Below are 15,907 nucleotides of genomic sequence, written 5' to 3'. Positions count from 1 at the left end.
GGACTCTCAGGCGGCTCCCAGCGTCAGACTGAATGACGGCCTCGACCCAGCGCCAAGGACACACGACGTCACGCAAGCGACCAGACACGATTTTCACCCCAGCACGGACGTCCCGCCAGGGACACCGACAACTGAATGAGTCATTCAAGACGTTTGGGCCCGCTGCCGTCAGATCCCCAGCCGGTGCAGCAGCTGGCCTTCCAGCCGCTCCAGCTCGCCGGCCACCGCCCGGTGCACCGACTTCCGCCTGGCCGCCGGCATTCGCTCCGCCGCGCGAACCGAGGCCGACAACTGCTCCAGCGTTCCCATCGCGCCCTGGGCGAACTCCTGGTCCGCCTTCGACGCCTTTTCCGACTTCTGCAGGTCCCGGCAGCCCTCGGCCACCCCCGCGATCCGGGCGTGCAGCGCCGCGCCGCGGCCGGTGTACTCGCCCAGCCGGTCGACCGAGACTCCCAGCTTGCGCGCCTGGTAGCGGTCGTACGCCTCGCGGGCCGCGCCCGCCGCGCGGACCGCCAGCGGCGCCACCACCGGGATCACCGCCGGGCCGAGCACCTTCGCCACCGCGATCGCGTTCTTCGCCCTTTTTGGGGTGAACCTGGCTTCACCCTCGACCTTGGCCTTGCGCGCCATGGCACCTCCTGCGACGTGTCGAGGTCGAACTTACTGGTCGCCCGGGTGGCGGGCATGTCGGCTCGGCGGAGGGAATCTAGAGTGATCTCCATGAACACCGAGGTGGTACTCGACGCGGGTGCGGTCAGCCGCTGCCGTCGTCGCGTGCACCTCGAACACGACCCCACCATGCGCGAGGTCCCGCTTTCGCCGCCCGACCCCACCGCGCAGCAGCGGATCGACGACGCCACCGCCCACCGCGAGGACATCGTCACCCGGCTGATGGCCGCCAACGACGACCACTGGGTGAAGATCGGCCGCGACCTGCCCGCCCACGAGCGCGTCGAGCGGACGCTGCAGGCCTTCGCCGACGGGGCGCGCTACATCTGGGGTGCGCTGCTGCCGGTCGACGCGGCCGGGCACCGGCGTGGCGGGATCGACCTGCTCGTCCGCACCGGCCGCGGCTACGTCCCGGTGCTCGTCGTGCGCCACCGCATCACCGACCGCGGGGCCGGCGCGATCGTCACCGGGATGACCGATCTCGATCCGGCGCACCGCGCGGCCGACGAGGGTCGCAAGGTCCGGTCGCAGCCGCGTGACCAGCTCCGGCTCGTGCACATCCGCCGCATGCTGCAGACGCTCGGGCAGGCCGACGAGAGCCTCACCCTCGGCGGCGTCATCGGGCTCGACGCCGACGTCGTCGTCTGGCACGACCTCACCGCGGGCACCTGGCCGGGCGGGCGCACCGCGCTCACCGAGTACCAGGCCCGGTTCGCCGACCGGCTGGCCATCGCCACCGCCGCCGCGAACGGCGAGGAGCCGCTCGCCGAGCCGTCGCGCGTGCTGGAGTGCCGTCGGTGCCCGTGGTGGCCGACGTGCGAGGTCGTGCTCACCGAAACCCGCGACGTCAGCCTCGTCGTCCGCGGCGAAGACGCCGTCGAGCTGCGCCGGGCCGGCGTGTCCACTGTGGACAAGCTGGCCGCGCTCGACCCGGCGGGCGAGCCGCTGGCGGTGAACTGGACCGGCATCACCTTCCCGGACGCCGTCGTGCTCGCCCGGGCCTGGCTGGCCGACCTGACGCTGGTGCGCCGGGTCGACCGGGTCGAGGTGCCGCGCGCCGACGTCGAGGTCGACGTCGACATGGAGAGCTTCGGCGACGCCGGCGCGTACCTCTGGGGCTGCCTGCTCAGCGGTGCCGACATCGGCGTCGAGCCGGGCTACCGCGCCTTCGCGACGTGGGACCCGCTGCCCACCGACGACGAGGCCCGGTCGTTCGCCGAGTTCTGGGCCTGGCTCACCGACGTCCGCGAGCGCGCCGAAGCGGCAGGCTTGACCTTCCGCGCCTACTGCTACAACGCGCTCGCCGAGAACCGCTGGCTCTTCGGCTCGGTGGAGCGCTTCGGCGATCACCCCGGTGTCCCGGCGAAAAAGGACATCCAGTCCTTTGTGGATTCCGAGCAGTGGGTCGACCTCTTCCGCAGCGTCACCGACCAGTTCCTGTGCTCCCACGGCAAGGGTCTGAAGGTGATCGCCCCGGTGGCTGGGTTCTCCTGGCGTGACCCGGAGGCGGGCGGCGAGGCGTCGATGCGCTGGTACCGCGACGCCGTCGGCATGGACGGCGAGAAGCCGGACGACGACCAGCGCGAACGGCTCCTGCGCTACAACGAGGACGACGTCCTCGCGACGCGGGCCCTGCGCGAGTGGATCGACGCGCGAGCCCAGACTGAAGTGCCGTACATGTTCGACCTCTGAGTTGTTCAGCGACTAAGACACTTGTCTGCTGGCGCGTCTTGCGTAATACTCGGCTACGAGTACTCGTAGCCGAGGAGTCGCGATGAAACGGCGGAAGGTCGCCAACGTGCTGGGGCTGGCCGTCCTCTCCGTCGTGCTGGAACGCCCCATGCACCCGTACGAGATGGCGACCGTGCTCAAACAGCGGGGCAAGGACGCCGACATGCCGATCAAGTGGGGATCGCTCTACACGGTCGTCACGAACCTTGAGAAGCACGGCTTCCTGGAGGCCGTCGAGAGCGTCAAGGACGGCGGGCGGCCCGAACGGACCGTCTACCGCATCACGCCGGCCGGGCGCGAGGAGTTCGAGGACTGGGTTCGCGAGCTCGTCGGCACGGTCGACCGGGAACCGCCGCGGTTCAAGGCCGGGCTGTCGATGATCGGCGTCCTGGGTCCGGATCAGGCGATCAGCCGGCTGCGGGAGCGGCTGGCGCAGCTCGGCGAACGCGCGGAGGCGCACCGCGCGGCGCTCGAACAGCTGCGGCCGCTCATGCCGCGGCTGTTCCTGGTGGAGGTCGAATACGACCTCGCGATGACGGAAGCCGAGGCGCGCTGGGTGCACGGCTTCCTCGAAGAACTGACCACCGGCGCCCTGCCGGGCATCGAGGCCTGGCGGCGCTACCACGAAACCGGCGAATTCCCGGACGACCTGGGGGAGTTCGTGGAGAGGTAGGAACCGATGGAGACGACCCGCAAGCACAAGGTGCCCGAGATGGAGGGCTTCCAGGCTCGCTGGTACGCCAAGAACCGGGGCACGGAAGCGCAGCTCGCGCAGTACCGGCGGCAGGCGGCCGAGGTCACGGCGGGGCTGCCCGAAGGCGCCGAGATCCTGGAGGTGGCGCCCGGCCCCGGCTTCTTCGCCGTGGAACTGGCGAAACGCGGCTTCCGCGTCACCGGGCTCGACATCAGCCACACGATGGTCGAGATCGCCCGGGAAAACCGCGCGGGGCTCGAGATCGACTTCCGCCAAGGCGACATCACGCACGCGCCCTTCGAGGCCGAGTCGTTCGACTTCCTCGTCTGCCAAGCCGCGTTCAAGAACTTCCGGCAGCCGGTGGCGGCGCTGAACGAAATGCACCGCGTGCTGCGCCCGGGCGGGTGCGCGGTGATCCACGACCTCAACCACGAGGCGACCGCCGGCGACATCCAGCGTGACGTCGCCGGGATGAACCTGGGCGCGGTCAGCGGCTTCACCGTGCGCCAGACGCTGGGCTGGCTGCGCCGCCGGGCGTTCACGCGCGCGCAGTTCGAGGCACTGGCTGCCGAAAGCACCTTCGGCGGCTGCTCGGTCACCGCCGACGGCATCGGCCTGGAGGTCCGCCTCACCCGCTGACCGTCCAGGGCGTGGGCACTTTCACGTGAAAGTGCCCACCTGGGGGCGGCACTTTCACGTGAAAGTGCCGCCTGTGGCGTCAGCGGGGGGCCATCCGGAGGGAGCCGTCCATCCGGACGACCTCGCCGTTCAGGTAGTCGTGGTCGATGAGCGACAGCGCGAGCTGCGCGTACTCGTCCGGCCGCGCGAGCCGCTTCGGGAACGGGACGCCGGCGGCGAGCGACGCGCGGAAGTCGTCGCTGACCGTGGCGAGCATCGGGGTGTCGACGATGCCCGGCGCGATGGTCAGCACGCGGATGCCGTGCGAGGCCAGGTCACGGGCCGCGGGGAGCGTCATGCCGACGACGCCGCCCTTGGACGACGCGTAGGCGACCTGCCCGATCTGCCCGTCGAAGGCCGCGATGGAGGCGGTGTTGATGATGACGCCGCGGGCGTCGTCCTCGAGGGGCTCGGTCTTCGCGATCGCCTCGGACGCGACCGTCAGCACGTTGAAGGTGCCGACGAGGTTGATCTGGATGACCTTCGCGTACAGCGCGAGGTCGTGGCGGCCCTTCTTGGACAGGATCCGCGCGGACGGCCCGATGCCGGCGCAGTTCACCACGGTCCGCAGCGGCACGCCGGAGCCCGCGGCCGTCGCGACGGCGGCCTCGACCTGCTCGACGTCGGTGACGTCGGCCTCGACGTAGGTGATGCCGTCGATCTGCTCGGCCTTTTCGATGGACGACGCCAGGTCCAGCGCGAACACCCGCGCGCCCTTGGCCGCGAGGGCCTTCGCGGTGGCTCCGCCGAGGCCGGACGCGCCGCCGGTGACGAGCGCCGCGGTGTCGGTGATCTGCATCTGTGCCGTTCCCTTCGTGGTCCGATTCGCGGACTCAGGTTAACGCTCGTTCGCACGCGAGGTTCGTGTCTTCGCTCACCGCTCCCGGGCCCGACCGGTTCCGTTAGCGCGGTGGTCAACTCCGGCTGAGACCTTCAGCAGCATGACGCCAGCTCGGATCGTGGTGGTAGGAACCGGATACGTCGGCTTGACCACGGGGGCCTGCCTGGCCAGTCTCGGGCATTTCGTCACCTGCGTGGACGTCGACCGCGTGAAGGTGGCCAGGCTCGCGGCCGGCCGCGTCGACATCCTCGAACCCGGGCTCGAAGACCTGGTGCACCGTGGGATCGCGGCCGGGCGCCTCCAGTTCGTCGTCGGTGCGCGGGACGCGGTCCGCCACGCGCAGGCGGTGTTCCTCTGCGTGCCGACGCCGATGGGGGCCGGCGGGTCCGCCGACCTGCGTGCGGTCGAGGCGGTGACGGCCGAGATCGGCGACGTCCTGCCCGCCGGCTGCGCGCTGGTCACCAAGTCGACCGTGCCGGTCGGCACGTCGAAGCGGATCCAGGCGCTGGTCGGCCGGACCGACGTGCCGGTAGTGTCGAACCCCGAGTTCCTCCGCGAAGGCACCGCGGTCGCGGACTTCCTGGGCCCGGACCGGATCGTCGTCGGCTCGGCCGACCTCGCCGCCGCGCGCTGGGTCGGCGAGCTGTACGCCGAGCTCGACGCGCCGGTCGTCGTCGCCGACGCGGCCAGCGCCGAATTGGTCAAGTACGCCGCGAACTGCTACCTCGCGCTGAAGCTGTCCTACGTCAACTCGATCGCCGAGCTGTGCGAACGGCTCGGCGCGGACATCGACCTCGTCACCGAGGGCATGGGGTACGACCGGCGCATCGGGCGGACGTTCCTCAAGCCCGGCCCGGGCTGGGGCGGCTCCTGCCTGCCGAAGGACACCAGCGCGCTGGTCAAGGTGGCCGAGTCGGTGAACTACGACTTCACCATGCTGACCTCGGCCATCGACGAGAACCTCGCCCAGCGCGACCGGATCGTCGCGAAGATCGCCGGCGCGGTCGGCGGGACGCTGGCCGGCGCCCGGATCGGCGTCCTGGGCCTGGCGTTCAAGGCGGGCACCAACGACCTGCGCGACTCGCCCGCGCTCGCCGTCTCGTCGGTGCTGTGCGCGCTGGGTGCCGAGCTGATCGCCTACGACCCGGCCGTCGACGGCGGGATCGCCGGGATGACCGTCGTCGACGACCCCTACCTGGTCGCGAAGGACGCGGACGCCGTTGTCGTGCTCACCGAGTGGGCCGAGTTCAAGCACCTCGACTGGGCGGCGATGGCGGAGCTGATGGAGGGCATCGACGTCGTCGACACGCGCAACCTGCTCGACCCGCGGGTGATCGTGGCCGCCGGGTTGTCCTGGCAGGGCGTCGGGCGGCCGCGGGCGGCGGCGCGAATCAAGGTTTCTTGACGTCGCCCGGCCCGCTAGGGTGATCAGTACGGCATCGCGTGTCGGTCACCGGCTGGGTGAGACATGGAGGTGGCGGGAGTGCCCTGGAGGCATTTCAACCGTGTCAGTTTCCGTTTCCGTTGAATTGAACCATCTGATCGTCCCGTCCCGGAACAACCGGGAATCCGCCGAATTCCTGGCGAACCTGCTCGACCTCGAAGTCGGCGAGGAATGGGGTCCGTTCATCCCCGTCGAGACGCGCAACGGCGTCCGGCTGGACTTCGCGAGCATCCCCGAAGACGACCTGCGCTTGCAGCACTACTGCTTCCTGATCCCGGAGGACGACTTCGACGCCGTCTTCGCGCGGCTCGTCGAAACGGGCGTGACCTACCACGCCGACCCGATGGGGAAGCAGGTCGGCGAAATCAACCACAACCACGGCGGCCGTGGCGTCTATTTCCTCGATCCCGGCGGGAACGGGATGGAAATCATCACGCAGCCGTACGAGCCGGAGCGGCGTCGTCCGACGGCTTGGTAGTTCGTTAGCGTTGCGTACTATCGGGGTATGTTCACGACGAGGCCGGAGCTGACCGGCACCTTCGGGATGGTGGCATCGACGCACTGGCTGGCTTCGGCCACCGGGATGGCGGTGCTGGAAGACGGCGGCAACGCGTTCGACGCGGCGGTCGCCGCCGGCTTCGTCCTGCAGGTCGCCGAGCCGCACCTGTGCGGCCCGGCGGGCCAGGTGCCCGGCCTCTTCGTGACGGCGGACGACCCGGCCCCGCGGGCGCTGGCCGGTCAAGGCCCGGCGCCCGCGGGGGCCACGCCGGAGCACTTCGCCTCGCTGGGACTGGACCTGATCCCGGGCAGCGGCCTGCTCCCGGCGACCGTCCCGGGCGCCTGGGACGCCTGGCTCCTGCTGCTTCGCGACTACGGCACGAAGCCGCTTCGCGAGGTGCTGAAGTACGCGATCGGTTACGCGCGGACCGGCGTCCCGCTGGTGTCGCGGGTCAGCGACACGATCAGCGCCGTGTCCCGGTTGTTCAGCGAGCACTGGCCGACGTCGGCGGCGCTGTGGATGCCGGACGGCAAACCGGCGTCCGGCCTGCACCGGAACCCGGCGCTGGCGGACACCTGGGAGCGGCTGCTGCACGAGGCCGAGTCGGTCTCCGGCCGGGAAGCGCAGCTCGACGCGGGCCGCCGTGCCTGGTCGCAGGGTTTCGTCGCGGAGGCGATCGAGGAGTTCAGCCGCCGGTCCTTCCGCGACGACTCCGGCCGCGACCACGCCGGCCTGCTGACGGGCGACGACCTGGCGTCGTGGTCGGCCTCGTACGAAGAACCCGCCTTCGTGGACGTCGGCGACCGGCGCCTGGTCAAGCTGGGCGGCTGGACGCAGGGACCGGCGCTGCTGCAACAGGCACTGCTGCTGCACGGCTTCCGCGACGAGCTGTCCTATGTGGACGGAATCCCCTCGGAGCGCACGGTGCACCTGGCGACCGAAGCGGCGAAGCTGGCCTTCGCGGACCGCGAGGCCTGGTACGGCGACACCGACGTCCCCCTGGACGTGCTGCTTTCGCCGTCCTACACCGATGCCCGGCGCGCCCTGATCACCGAGACGGCGTCCCCCGAACTGCGCCCGGGCGACGCCCGCGGCCCGGCCCGCCTCCCCGCCATCCTGAACTCGCTGCAGGGCATCGAGGCGGGCGGCGGCGCCACGGGCGAGCCGACCGTCGGCCCCCAGGGCCAGACCCGTGGCGACACGGTCCACCTCGACGTCGTCGACGCGGCGGGCAACCTGGTGTCCCTCACGCCGTCCGGCGGCTGGCTGCAGTCGAGCCCGACGATCCCGGCACTCGGCTTCTGCCTGGACTCCCGCGGCCAGATGTTCTGGCTGGAGCAGGGCCTGCCGAACTCCCTGCAGCCGCGCAAGCGCCCCCGCATCACGCTGTCGCCGTCCCTGGCCCTGCGCGACGGCGTCCCGACACTGGCCTTCGGCACCCCGGGCGGCGACCAGCAGGACCAGTGGCAGCTGTGCTTCTGGCTGGCCCACGTGTACGGCGGCCTCAACCTCCAGGAGTCGATCGACAGCCCGGCCTGGCACACGACGGCGTTCCCGAGCTCGTTCTACCCGCGCTCGTGGAACCCACGCGAGCTGGTGGTGGAGTCCCGCCTGGGCGCGTCCACTTTGGACGCCCTACGCGAGCGCGGGCACTCGCTGATCGACGCGGGCGACTGGGCGTTGGGCCGCCTCTCGGCGGTCTCCCGCTCGGATGGCCTGCTCCGAGCCGGTGCCAACGCCCGTGGCATGCAGGGCTACGCCGTGGGTCGCTAAAGCGTCAGTGAAGCCCAGCCCCCGCCTTCGGCAAGCAATGTCCGCACGCCGAGGGCGTGGTCGGCGAAGCCGGCGAGATCGCTGTGGAGGAGCGCCATCCGCTCGCCGTCGAGCGGAGTGGTGTCGCCCTGCCACAGCTCGCAGATCCAGCTGGCGGCCAGGTGCATCGACCGCACGAGCGCGGCCACCTCGGTTCCCGCCGCCGTAGCGCTGATCTCGGCGCAGGCTTTCACCAGCTCCCGCAGGCCGCGTACGGCTCCGTCCCAGCCGGGCCGGGGCCAGGCCGACGAGCCGAGTTCGAGCCACAACCGCCACCCGGCGGTCAGCTCGTCGTGGTCACGCGGCACCCATTGCCCGGCCATGCTTCCGAGTGTGCGCCCGAAAGCACGGCCCGGCGGATGGGATTCCTCACTGCCCGGGCTTCTCCCAGAGCCAGAACTCGATGCCCTGGTTGTCCGTGCAGTCGGCGGTGGTCCCGTACGGGTGGTTCTCGACCTCGCCCGCCTGGCCGCCCTGCGCCCGCACCCGCGTCAACGCCGATTCGAGGTCGTCGACCGCGTACATCAGCTTCCAGCCGACCTGACGGTCCCCGGCCCACAGCCCGCCTTCGAGACCCGGTCCCGAGAACCCCCACGCGTCCGACGTCGAACCCGGTGTGAACTGCCAGCCCAGCACCGCGCCGTAAAAAGCCTTGGCGGGCGAAGCTTCCGGGACCTGGAACGTGAAGTACATCGCCTCGCCGTGCCGGGCGGGCTTCGGTCCCGCGGCCGGGGTCGCCGCCTGCGAGACCAGCCAGCGCTGGCCGAACGGGTCGCGGAACGAGCCGCCGCGGCCGTACGGCGAGTCGCTCACCGCGCGGATCAGCGTCGCGCCCAGCTCCAGGGCGCGGGCCACCGAAACGTCGACGTCCGGGACCTCGACCCGCACCGACGCACCACCCTCGCGCGGGGCCACGTGCCCGATCTCCGGGTACTCCTCGGCGAGCATCAGCACGGCGTCGCCGATGGCCAGCTCCGCGTGCCCGATCCGGCCGTCGTCCATCAGGATCGGTTCGCCGCGGCGGGTCGCGCCGAAGACCTCGACGTAGAAGTCGATCGCCGCGCGAGCGTCGGACACGGCCAGGTAGGGCGTCAGCGAGCGAAGTTCGGCGGCGGCCGCAGGGGCCTCGGTGGTCGTCATATCGGCTCCGTTCAAGATGGCGCGACGCAGATGGTCACGCAGTTCGGCGGCGAAGTCCGGGTCGGGCACGACCCGCTCGGAGGGACGGCGAAGCGCGTCGAAAGGCTCAGGCATCGCGACCCTCCTTCTCCTGGTAGGCACGCCGGAACGCGGCACGGGCCCGGACGAGCAACGCCTCGGTGGCGTGCACGCTGCGCCCCAGGTGGCCGGCGACCTCGGGGACGCCGAGGCCGTCGACGTACCGCAGGGTCAGCGCGGCCCGGTGGTGTGGCCCGAGGGCTTCGAGCACCTGTCTCGCGCGCAGGGCGTCGAGCCGCTCGTCCCACGGGTCCTCGACGTCCGGCTCACTGTCGTGCACCAGCCGCAGTCCGCGTTCCTCACGTTCTTTGCGCCGCCAGTGGTCGGCGAGCTTGTGCCGGGCGACGCCGATCAGCCACCCGGTGCTCACTGGAGGTGCGTACTCCTTGCGACAGGCGGCGACCGCTCCGAGGAACGTCTCGGACGTCAGTTCCTCGGCGAGCGTGCGGTCGCCGCACCGGGACAGCAGGTACCCGTAGACCTCCGGCAGGGCCGTCTCGTACAGCCCGAGCAGCGCGAAGGCCGGATCCGGTCGTACCCGCGGTTCCGTCACACCTCCATAGTCGTCCGGCGCCCGGATTTTCCGACGGGTGAATTCCGGATTTCTACACCCGCGGGTCCGGCAGCCGCCGCCCGGTGATCGCGACGATCGCCGCCAGCACCGCCACCACGCCGATCACCACCGCGAACGCGTCGCGGCTGCCCAGCGAACCCGACAGTGCCGCGTACAGACTCCCCAGCGTCGCCACGCCCAACGCGAGCGACGTCTGCTGGTTCGTCGTCATCACCCCCGACCCGACGCCGGCCAGGTCCGTCGGCACGTGGGACAGCACGATCCGGAACAGCGTCGTCATCGCCAGCGCGTTGCCCACGCCGATCGCCACCATCGCCGGGGCCAGGTCGAGGATCGTCACGTGCGGCCACGCCGACAGCGTCGTGCAGAGCAGGGCCACCATGCCCAGCGCCGTGATCGCGCCGCCCACCGGGACGACCTTCTGGCCGTAGCGGGCCACCAGGCGGCTGCTCAGCATCGACACCGTGAAGTACGCGACGGCAAGCGGGGTCAGCGCGCCGCCCGCGCCCAGCGGGCCGAAGTGCAGGCCCTCCTGCAGCGTCATCGCGAACACGAACATGAACGAGCCGAACGCGCCGAAGAACGGCACGGCCACCATCAACCCGCGACGCACGCTCGGCAGCCGCATCACCGACGGCGGCAGTAGCGGCGTTCCGCCGAGACGCTCCAACCGCCGTTCGACGTGCACGAACGCTGCCGCCGCGAACGGGAACACCGCCAGCAGCGCGATCGTCCACACCGGCCAGCCCAGCGCGCGCCCCTCCATCAGCGGGACCAGCAGCGACAGCAGCGTCACGGCCAGCAGGGCCGTGCCGATGCGGTCGACGCCCAGCGGGTTTTTCGCGCGGCTTTCCGGCAGCTTGCGGGCCATGACCAGCACGACCAGGCCGATCGGGACGTTGACCAGGAAGATCGGCCGCCAGCCGGTGCCCCACAGGTCGGCCGCCACCAGGGCGCCGCCGAGCAGCTGGCCGACCACCGTCGAGATGCCGCCGGTCGCGCCGAACAGGCCGAGGGCGCGCGACCGCTTCTCACCCGAAGTCGTCGCCTGGATGATCGAGAGCACCTGCGGCAGCAGCAGGGCCGACGCCGCCCCCTGCGCGGCGCGGGCCACCACCAGCGTGCCGGCAGTCGGGGCGATTCCGCAGGCCAGGGACGTCAGCGTGAACAGCCAGAGACCCGCGATGAACAGCCGTCGCCTGCCGAACGAGTCGCCGAGGCGGCCGCCGACCACGAGCAGCACCGCGTACGCGATGCCGTAGGCGGCGACCACCAGTTCCAGGGTGGCGGTGGACGCGTGGAGGTCGGCATCGATGGTCGGCAGCGCGACGTTGACGATGAAGAAGTCGATGATCGGCAGTGCCGCCCCCAGCAGCACCGTGACCAGGCTGGCGGGGGTCAGTCCCGGCCGAAATTGGGCACCGGTGGTACTCGGCGCAAGGGAAGTCGTGGTCATGGGTACTACGATCAACCCGATTTTAACCTGGTATCAGTTGCTGTTTATCCAGGTACCAGCCACTACCTGGTACCAGGTTCCAGCGCGTGCCATCCTGGCACCATGACCACCGCCGTCGAATCCGGCTTTCGCCGCCAAGAGCTGGCGCGGTTCCTGCGCAGCCGTCGCGAGCGGATCACACCCGAGCAGGTCGGCCTGCCGATCGTGGGCCGCCGCCGGACGCCGGGGCTGCGCCGCGAAGAGGTCGCGCAGCTCGCCGGCGTCGGGGTCACCTGGTACACGTGGCTCGAGCAGGGGCGCGACATCAACGCGTCCGAGCAGGTGCTGCAGGCGATCGCCCGCACGCTGCGGCTCGACCCGCACGAGCACGTCCACCTGTTCCGCCTGGCCGGGGCACCCGAGCCGGAGGGCGAAAAGGACTGCCAGGTCATCACGCCGGCGATGGAGCTCATGCTCCGGAAGCTGGAGCCGTACCCGGTCGCGATCCGCAACGCCCGCTGCGACCTGCTCGGCTACAACCGCGGCTACACCTGGCTGATGGGCGACGTCGACGCCATCCCGTTCGGCGACCGGAACACCCTGGTCCAGTGCCTGCTCAACCCCGAGTGGCGCAAGCGGATGCTCGACTGGGACGCGAACATCCCGCGCGTGATCGCCTCCTTCCGCGCGGCGATGGCCGACCACGTCGCCGAGCCGGCGTGGAAGCAGCTGGTGAAGCGCCTCAAGGCCGAGTCGCCGCTGTTCGCCGAGCTGTGGCCGCACCACGACGTCAACTCGGAGCCGATCCGCACCAAGCGGTACCGGCACCCGGACGTCGGGCTGCTGCAGTTCAACTTCACCTACCTCTACTACGGCCGCCGGTCCGAGATCACCATGTCGACCTACACCCCGGCCGACGAAGAAACGGCGGCGAAGCTCCCGCTCGTCTTCGACTGACGACGTACGCCGGCCGTGCGCTCCGGGACGGACGCGCAGGACGGCCGTGACCGGTAGTTTTCGCGGCATGAGATGGCCGCCGTGGGTGGGACGCGTGGTGCGCACCGTCGTCGTCACCGTGTTCGTGCTCGGGGCGACCAGCGGTTCGTCGCGGTGGCAGCCCGGCGCCGCGTCGATGACGCCGCTCGCGGCCGCGTGGCTGGCCGCCACCGGCCTGACGCTGCTGGCCGTCCACCGCTTCCCGCTCACGATCTTCCTGGTCACGACGGCGTCCGCGTTCGGCTACTACGCCTCCGGGCTGCCCGGCGGCCCGATCATCATCGTCCCGACCATCGCGTTGTTCCTGCTCACCCGGCAGCGCGGTCCGCTCACCGCCGGCATCACCGGGGCAGCCGCGCTCACCGTCCTCTACCTGGCCCACATCGTGACGTCGGGGTCGTTCACACTGGCAGTCGGTGCCGGGTTCCTCGTGGTCTGGCTGACCGCCGTCATCGGCATCGGCACCGCCGTCCGGTACCAGCTGGACGCGCTCGCCGCCCGCCGCGCGCAGGCCGACGAACACCGGCACCGGCTCGCGGAGCAGGAACGGCTGCGGATCGCCCGCGAAGTCCACGACGTCGTCGCGCACAGCCTCGCGATGATCAACGTGCAGGCGGGCGTCGCCGCGCACGTCGCCGACCGCCGGCCCGAGCAGGCGAAGGAAGCGCTGCTCAACATCAAGGCGGCCAGCGCGTCCGCGCTCAAGGACCTGCGCGCCACCCTGGCCGTGCTGCGCTCCGGGGAGGACAAGGCGCCCGCGCCGAGCCTCGCCCAGGCCGGCGAGCTGCTCGACCACGCCCGCGACGCCGGGCTCACGGTCGACGTCCACGGCGAACCCGGCGACCTCCCGGCCCCGGTCGACGCCGCCGCCTACCGGATCCTGCAGGAGTCGCTGACCAACGTCGTCCGGCACGCCGACCAGCCGAACCGCGTCGACGTCCGGTTCGAACGGCGAAGCGGGTCCCTGACGCTCAGGGTGCGCGACGACGGCCGCGGCACCGCGCCGCCGACCCCGGGCCACGGCCTGCGCGGGATGTCCGAACGCGCCGCGGCGCTCGGCGGCCGGTGCACCGCCGGGCCGGTCGACGGCGGTTTCGAAGTGTGCGTCGAGCTACCGATCGAGGGGGAAGCATGATCCGCGTCCTGCTGGCCGACGACCAGGTCCTGGTCCGCGCCGGGTTCCGCGTGCTGCTGGAGACCGAAGACGGCTTCGAGGTCGTCGGCGAGGCCGGCAACGGCGAGCAGGCGGTCGCCGGCGCCATCGAGCACCGGCCGGACATCGTCGTGATGGACATCCGGATGCCCGGCGTCGACGGCCTCGAAGCGACCCGCCGGATCACCGCGAACCCGGACCTCGCCGGGACGAAGGTGCTGGTCCTGACCACCTTCGACGTCGACGAGTACGTCTACGAAGCGCTGCGCGCGGGCGCCAGCGGATTCCTGCTGAAGGACACCGAGCCGGTCGAGCTGCTGCGCGCGCTGCGGGTCGTCGCGGACGGCGAGGCGCTGCTGGCGCCGACGGTCACCCGCCGGCTGATCCAGGAGTTCGTCGGGCGCCCGGAGAACCGGCGCATCGACACCAGCGCCGTCCGCGAGATCACCGACCGCGAGCGCGAGGTGCTCGGCCTGGTCGCGGGCGGGATGTCGAACGACGAAATCGCCGCCCACCTGGTGATCTCGACGGCGACGGCGCGCACCCACGTCAGCCGCATCATGACGAAGATCGGCGCGCGCGACCGCGCCCAGCTGGTGGTGCTGGCCTACGAGTCCGGGCTCGTCACACCGCGTCGCCCCGCCTGACCCGGCGCACCACGCGGACCGCGCGCACCAGGAACACCACGGCGAGGACGCTGACCAGGCAGATCCAGATCACGGCGCCTCCTTTCCCGGCCGATGCTCTGCTCAGTGGGCGTCCGAGAGGGGGAGGGCGTTCACCGACACGGCCGACGTCACACTTCCGGGGGACCGGAATCGGATGCCGGGAACGCCCGGATGACCCTCCACAAAGGCCACGTTCTCCGCTACGTTGCGGATCAACCACAAACCGCAACCTCGCAGGTCGGCCCTCCGTGCCAGACTGTTGCCCCGAACGCCGGATGGGGGTCGAAGATGAGCTGGCAGGATGATCTGCGTCAACTCGACGCGGACCTGGCGGCCGGGCGGATCGAGCCTTCGGTGCATCGCAAGCAGCGTGACGAGCTGCTGGCCGCTGCCTCGGGTTCGACGGTGCCCTCGCCCGTGCCTTCACCGCTCCGCCGGCCGGGCAATCGGTCCTGGCAGAGTGCCAACCCGGCGTACGACCGCCCGGCCGGACCGACGCCGGCCCCGGTCGTGCCGCCGCAGGCCGCCGCTCCGCGGCCGCCGACTCCCCAGGACCGGCCGTGGATGCGCAGCGCGCCGTCGGCGGCCAAGCCGGGCGGTATCCCCGAACTGCCCAACCACATGACCACCGCGCCGAGCCCGGCCGACATCGTGCCGACGCGCTACCTGCGCGTCGACGGTCCGAACCAGCAGCAAGCGACGCCCAGCCGGTTCCCGCCGGTCGTTGGCCGGGCCGGGCCGGCGGAGCCGCCGGTCCCGGAGCCGGAAGGTGCCGGACGGCACCGGTGGCAGACCGACCCGGCCGGGGAAGAGGAGCCGCGCCTGGGCGTCCCGGCCTGGTTGTTCATCACCCTCGCCGTGGTGCTGGTGGTCGGCCTCGTCGTCGGCGGCATCTATTGGTTCGGCAAGAAGGACGCCGAGCCTTCCGACGTGGCCTTGTCGCCGCCGGCGTCGTCGAGCGCGCCGCCGCAGACGAACGGCGTCGTCGACCCGTCGCTGACGCTCGAGCAGCGCCTGCCCGCGCTGCCCGGCAAGGCGAACCCCGCCGATTCGACGATGTCGATCGACAAGGCGCTGGAAGCCAAGGTGATCACCGAGGCCGACGCGAAGCAGATCCGGGCCAACAACGGCAGGGAAGTCATCTTCCGCGCGTCGTCCGATCCAGCGAAGCCTCGCGACGGCAACCTGCTGATGGCGATCCCGACGCTGTCGGTCTACGACGCCAAGCACCTGGTGACGGGCCTCCGGCAGAACCTCTCCGGCGCGCGGCTGGCGGCGACCCGGCTCGGCCCGACCGAAGACGACCTCATGTACACCCAGCGCGGGACCGACGGCTGGGTCGGGATCCTCTGGTACGCCTCCGGCGCGGTGGTCGTCGGCATCGGCGTGTCCCAGTCGGGCACCGCCGACTCGGCTCCGCTGCGGTCCCGGCTCGAGGCGATCCGCGACACCGTGACGACCGTCTTGCCCGCCGGCTGAGCGGATGCCCGCGAAG

16 protein-coding genes are annotated in these 15,907 nt (G+C 71.3%); 10 read left to right on the top strand and 6 right to left on the bottom strand.

All coding sequences use genetic code 11. The annotated features are described in order from the left end of the window. Nucleotides 1-168: 168 nt before the first annotated feature. Nucleotides 169-630: a DUF6474 family protein gene (locus tag ACLJQF_RS07395; protein WP_410607438.1), complete on the bottom strand. Its 462-nt coding sequence runs from the start codon at nucleotides 628-630 to the stop codon at nucleotides 169-171. Nucleotides 631-720: 90 nt separating this feature from the next. Between ACLJQF_RS07395 and ACLJQF_RS07390 the strand changes: the two genes are divergently transcribed. The 3 genes from ACLJQF_RS07390 to ACLJQF_RS07380 all read left to right on the top strand — a co-directional run bounded on the left by ACLJQF_RS07390 (nucleotide 721) and on the right by ACLJQF_RS07380 (nucleotide 3,733). Next, nucleotides 721-2,361, top strand: coding sequence for a TM0106 family RecB-like putative nuclease (locus tag ACLJQF_RS07390; RefSeq protein ID WP_410607437.1), 1,641 nt, complete (start codon nucleotides 721-723; stop codon nucleotides 2,359-2,361). 82 nt (nucleotides 2,362-2,443) lie between these two features. Continuing rightward, a complete protein-coding gene (locus ACLJQF_RS07385; RefSeq protein WP_410607436.1) occupies nucleotides 2,444-3,073 on the top strand; it encodes a PadR family transcriptional regulator in 630 nt (209 codons plus the stop codon). A gap of 6 nt (nucleotides 3,074-3,079) precedes the next feature. Beyond that, nucleotides 3,080-3,733: a class I SAM-dependent methyltransferase gene (locus ACLJQF_RS07380; protein WP_410607435.1), complete on the top strand. Its 654-nt coding sequence runs from the start codon at nucleotides 3,080-3,082 to the stop codon at nucleotides 3,731-3,733. A 79-nt stretch (nucleotides 3,734-3,812) separates the two neighbouring features. On the opposite strand, the gene ACLJQF_RS07375 is transcribed toward ACLJQF_RS07380, so the two are convergent. Further along, nucleotides 3,813-4,571 (bottom strand): SDR family NAD(P)-dependent oxidoreductase, encoded by a 759-nt coding sequence (locus tag ACLJQF_RS07375; protein WP_410607434.1) that lies wholly within the window; start codon nucleotides 4,569-4,571, stop codon nucleotides 3,813-3,815. 142 nt (nucleotides 4,572-4,713) lie between these two features. On the opposite strand from ACLJQF_RS07375, the gene ACLJQF_RS07370 reads away from it, so the two are divergent. The 3 genes from ACLJQF_RS07370 to ACLJQF_RS07360 all read left to right on the top strand — a co-directional run bounded on the left by ACLJQF_RS07370 (nucleotide 4,714) and on the right by ACLJQF_RS07360 (nucleotide 8,329). Continuing rightward, nucleotides 4,714-6,018 carry a UDP-glucose dehydrogenase family protein gene (locus ACLJQF_RS07370; RefSeq protein WP_410607433.1) on the top strand — a complete coding sequence of 435 codons (1,305 nt, stop codon included), beginning with the start codon at nucleotides 4,714-4,716 and terminating at the stop codon, nucleotides 6,016-6,018. Nucleotides 6,019-6,142: 124 nt separating this feature from the next. Then, nucleotides 6,143-6,535, top strand: coding sequence for a VOC family protein (locus tag ACLJQF_RS07365; RefSeq protein ID WP_410607432.1), 393 nt, complete (start codon nucleotides 6,143-6,145; stop codon nucleotides 6,533-6,535). Between the two features lie 27 nt (nucleotides 6,536-6,562). Then, nucleotides 6,563-8,329 carry a gamma-glutamyltransferase family protein gene (locus ACLJQF_RS07360; RefSeq protein ID WP_410607431.1) on the top strand — a complete coding sequence of 589 codons (1,767 nt, stop codon included), beginning with the start codon at nucleotides 6,563-6,565 and terminating at the stop codon, nucleotides 8,327-8,329. Here the strand turns inward: ACLJQF_RS07360 and ACLJQF_RS07355 are convergent. From ACLJQF_RS07355 to ACLJQF_RS07340, 4 genes are read right to left on the bottom strand one after another with little or no spacing between them, the layout of a single operon-like run. Next, complete coding sequence (locus ACLJQF_RS07355; protein WP_410607430.1) at nucleotides 8,326-8,691, bottom strand: hypothetical protein; 366 nt, start codon at nucleotides 8,689-8,691, stop codon at nucleotides 8,326-8,328. The genes ACLJQF_RS07360 and ACLJQF_RS07355 overlap by 4 nt on opposite strands. Before the next feature lie 46 nt (nucleotides 8,692-8,737). Further along, a complete protein-coding gene (locus ACLJQF_RS07350; RefSeq protein ID WP_410607429.1) occupies nucleotides 8,738-9,622 on the bottom strand; it encodes a VOC family protein in 885 nt (294 codons plus the stop codon). After that, complete coding sequence (locus tag ACLJQF_RS07345; RefSeq protein WP_410607428.1) at nucleotides 9,615-10,139, bottom strand: RNA polymerase sigma factor; 525 nt, start codon at nucleotides 10,137-10,139, stop codon at nucleotides 9,615-9,617. Before ACLJQF_RS07345 ends, ACLJQF_RS07350 begins: the two co-directional genes overlap by 8 nt. A 52-nt stretch (nucleotides 10,140-10,191) precedes the next feature. Next, a complete protein-coding gene (locus ACLJQF_RS07340; protein WP_410607427.1) occupies nucleotides 10,192-11,616 on the bottom strand; it encodes an MFS transporter in 1,425 nt (474 codons plus the stop codon). Between the two features lie 102 nt (nucleotides 11,617-11,718). Here ACLJQF_RS07340 and ACLJQF_RS07335 point away from each other — a divergent pair, with 102 nt between their 5' ends. From ACLJQF_RS07335 to ACLJQF_RS07320, 4 genes are all read left to right on the top strand, one after another. Then, nucleotides 11,719-12,552 (top strand): helix-turn-helix transcriptional regulator, encoded by an 834-nt coding sequence (locus tag ACLJQF_RS07335; protein ID WP_410607426.1) that lies wholly within the window; start codon nucleotides 11,719-11,721, stop codon nucleotides 12,550-12,552. Nucleotides 12,553-12,619: 67 nt separating this feature from the next. Then, on the top strand, nucleotides 12,620-13,726 hold the full coding sequence (locus ACLJQF_RS07330) for a sensor histidine kinase (RefSeq protein WP_410607425.1): 1,107 nt from the start codon (nucleotides 12,620-12,622) through the stop codon (nucleotides 13,724-13,726). Next, entirely contained in the window at nucleotides 13,723-14,391 is a 669-nt protein-coding gene (locus ACLJQF_RS07325) for a response regulator (RefSeq protein ID WP_410607424.1), read from the top strand. The genes ACLJQF_RS07330 and ACLJQF_RS07325 overlap by 4 nt, the downstream gene beginning before the upstream one ends. A 309-nt stretch (nucleotides 14,392-14,700) precedes the next feature. Continuing rightward, nucleotides 14,701-15,891: a hypothetical protein gene (locus tag ACLJQF_RS07320; protein WP_410607423.1), complete on the top strand. Its 1,191-nt coding sequence runs from the start codon at nucleotides 14,701-14,703 to the stop codon at nucleotides 15,889-15,891. The last annotated feature ends 16 nt before the right edge of the window (nucleotides 15,892-15,907 follow it).

It is taken from the genome of Amycolatopsis sp. lyj-109 (assembly GCF_046548995.1).
GTDB lineage: Bacteria > Actinomycetota > Actinomycetes > Mycobacteriales > Pseudonocardiaceae > Amycolatopsis.
This window is presented reverse-complemented; position numbering and strand designations above follow the sequence as displayed.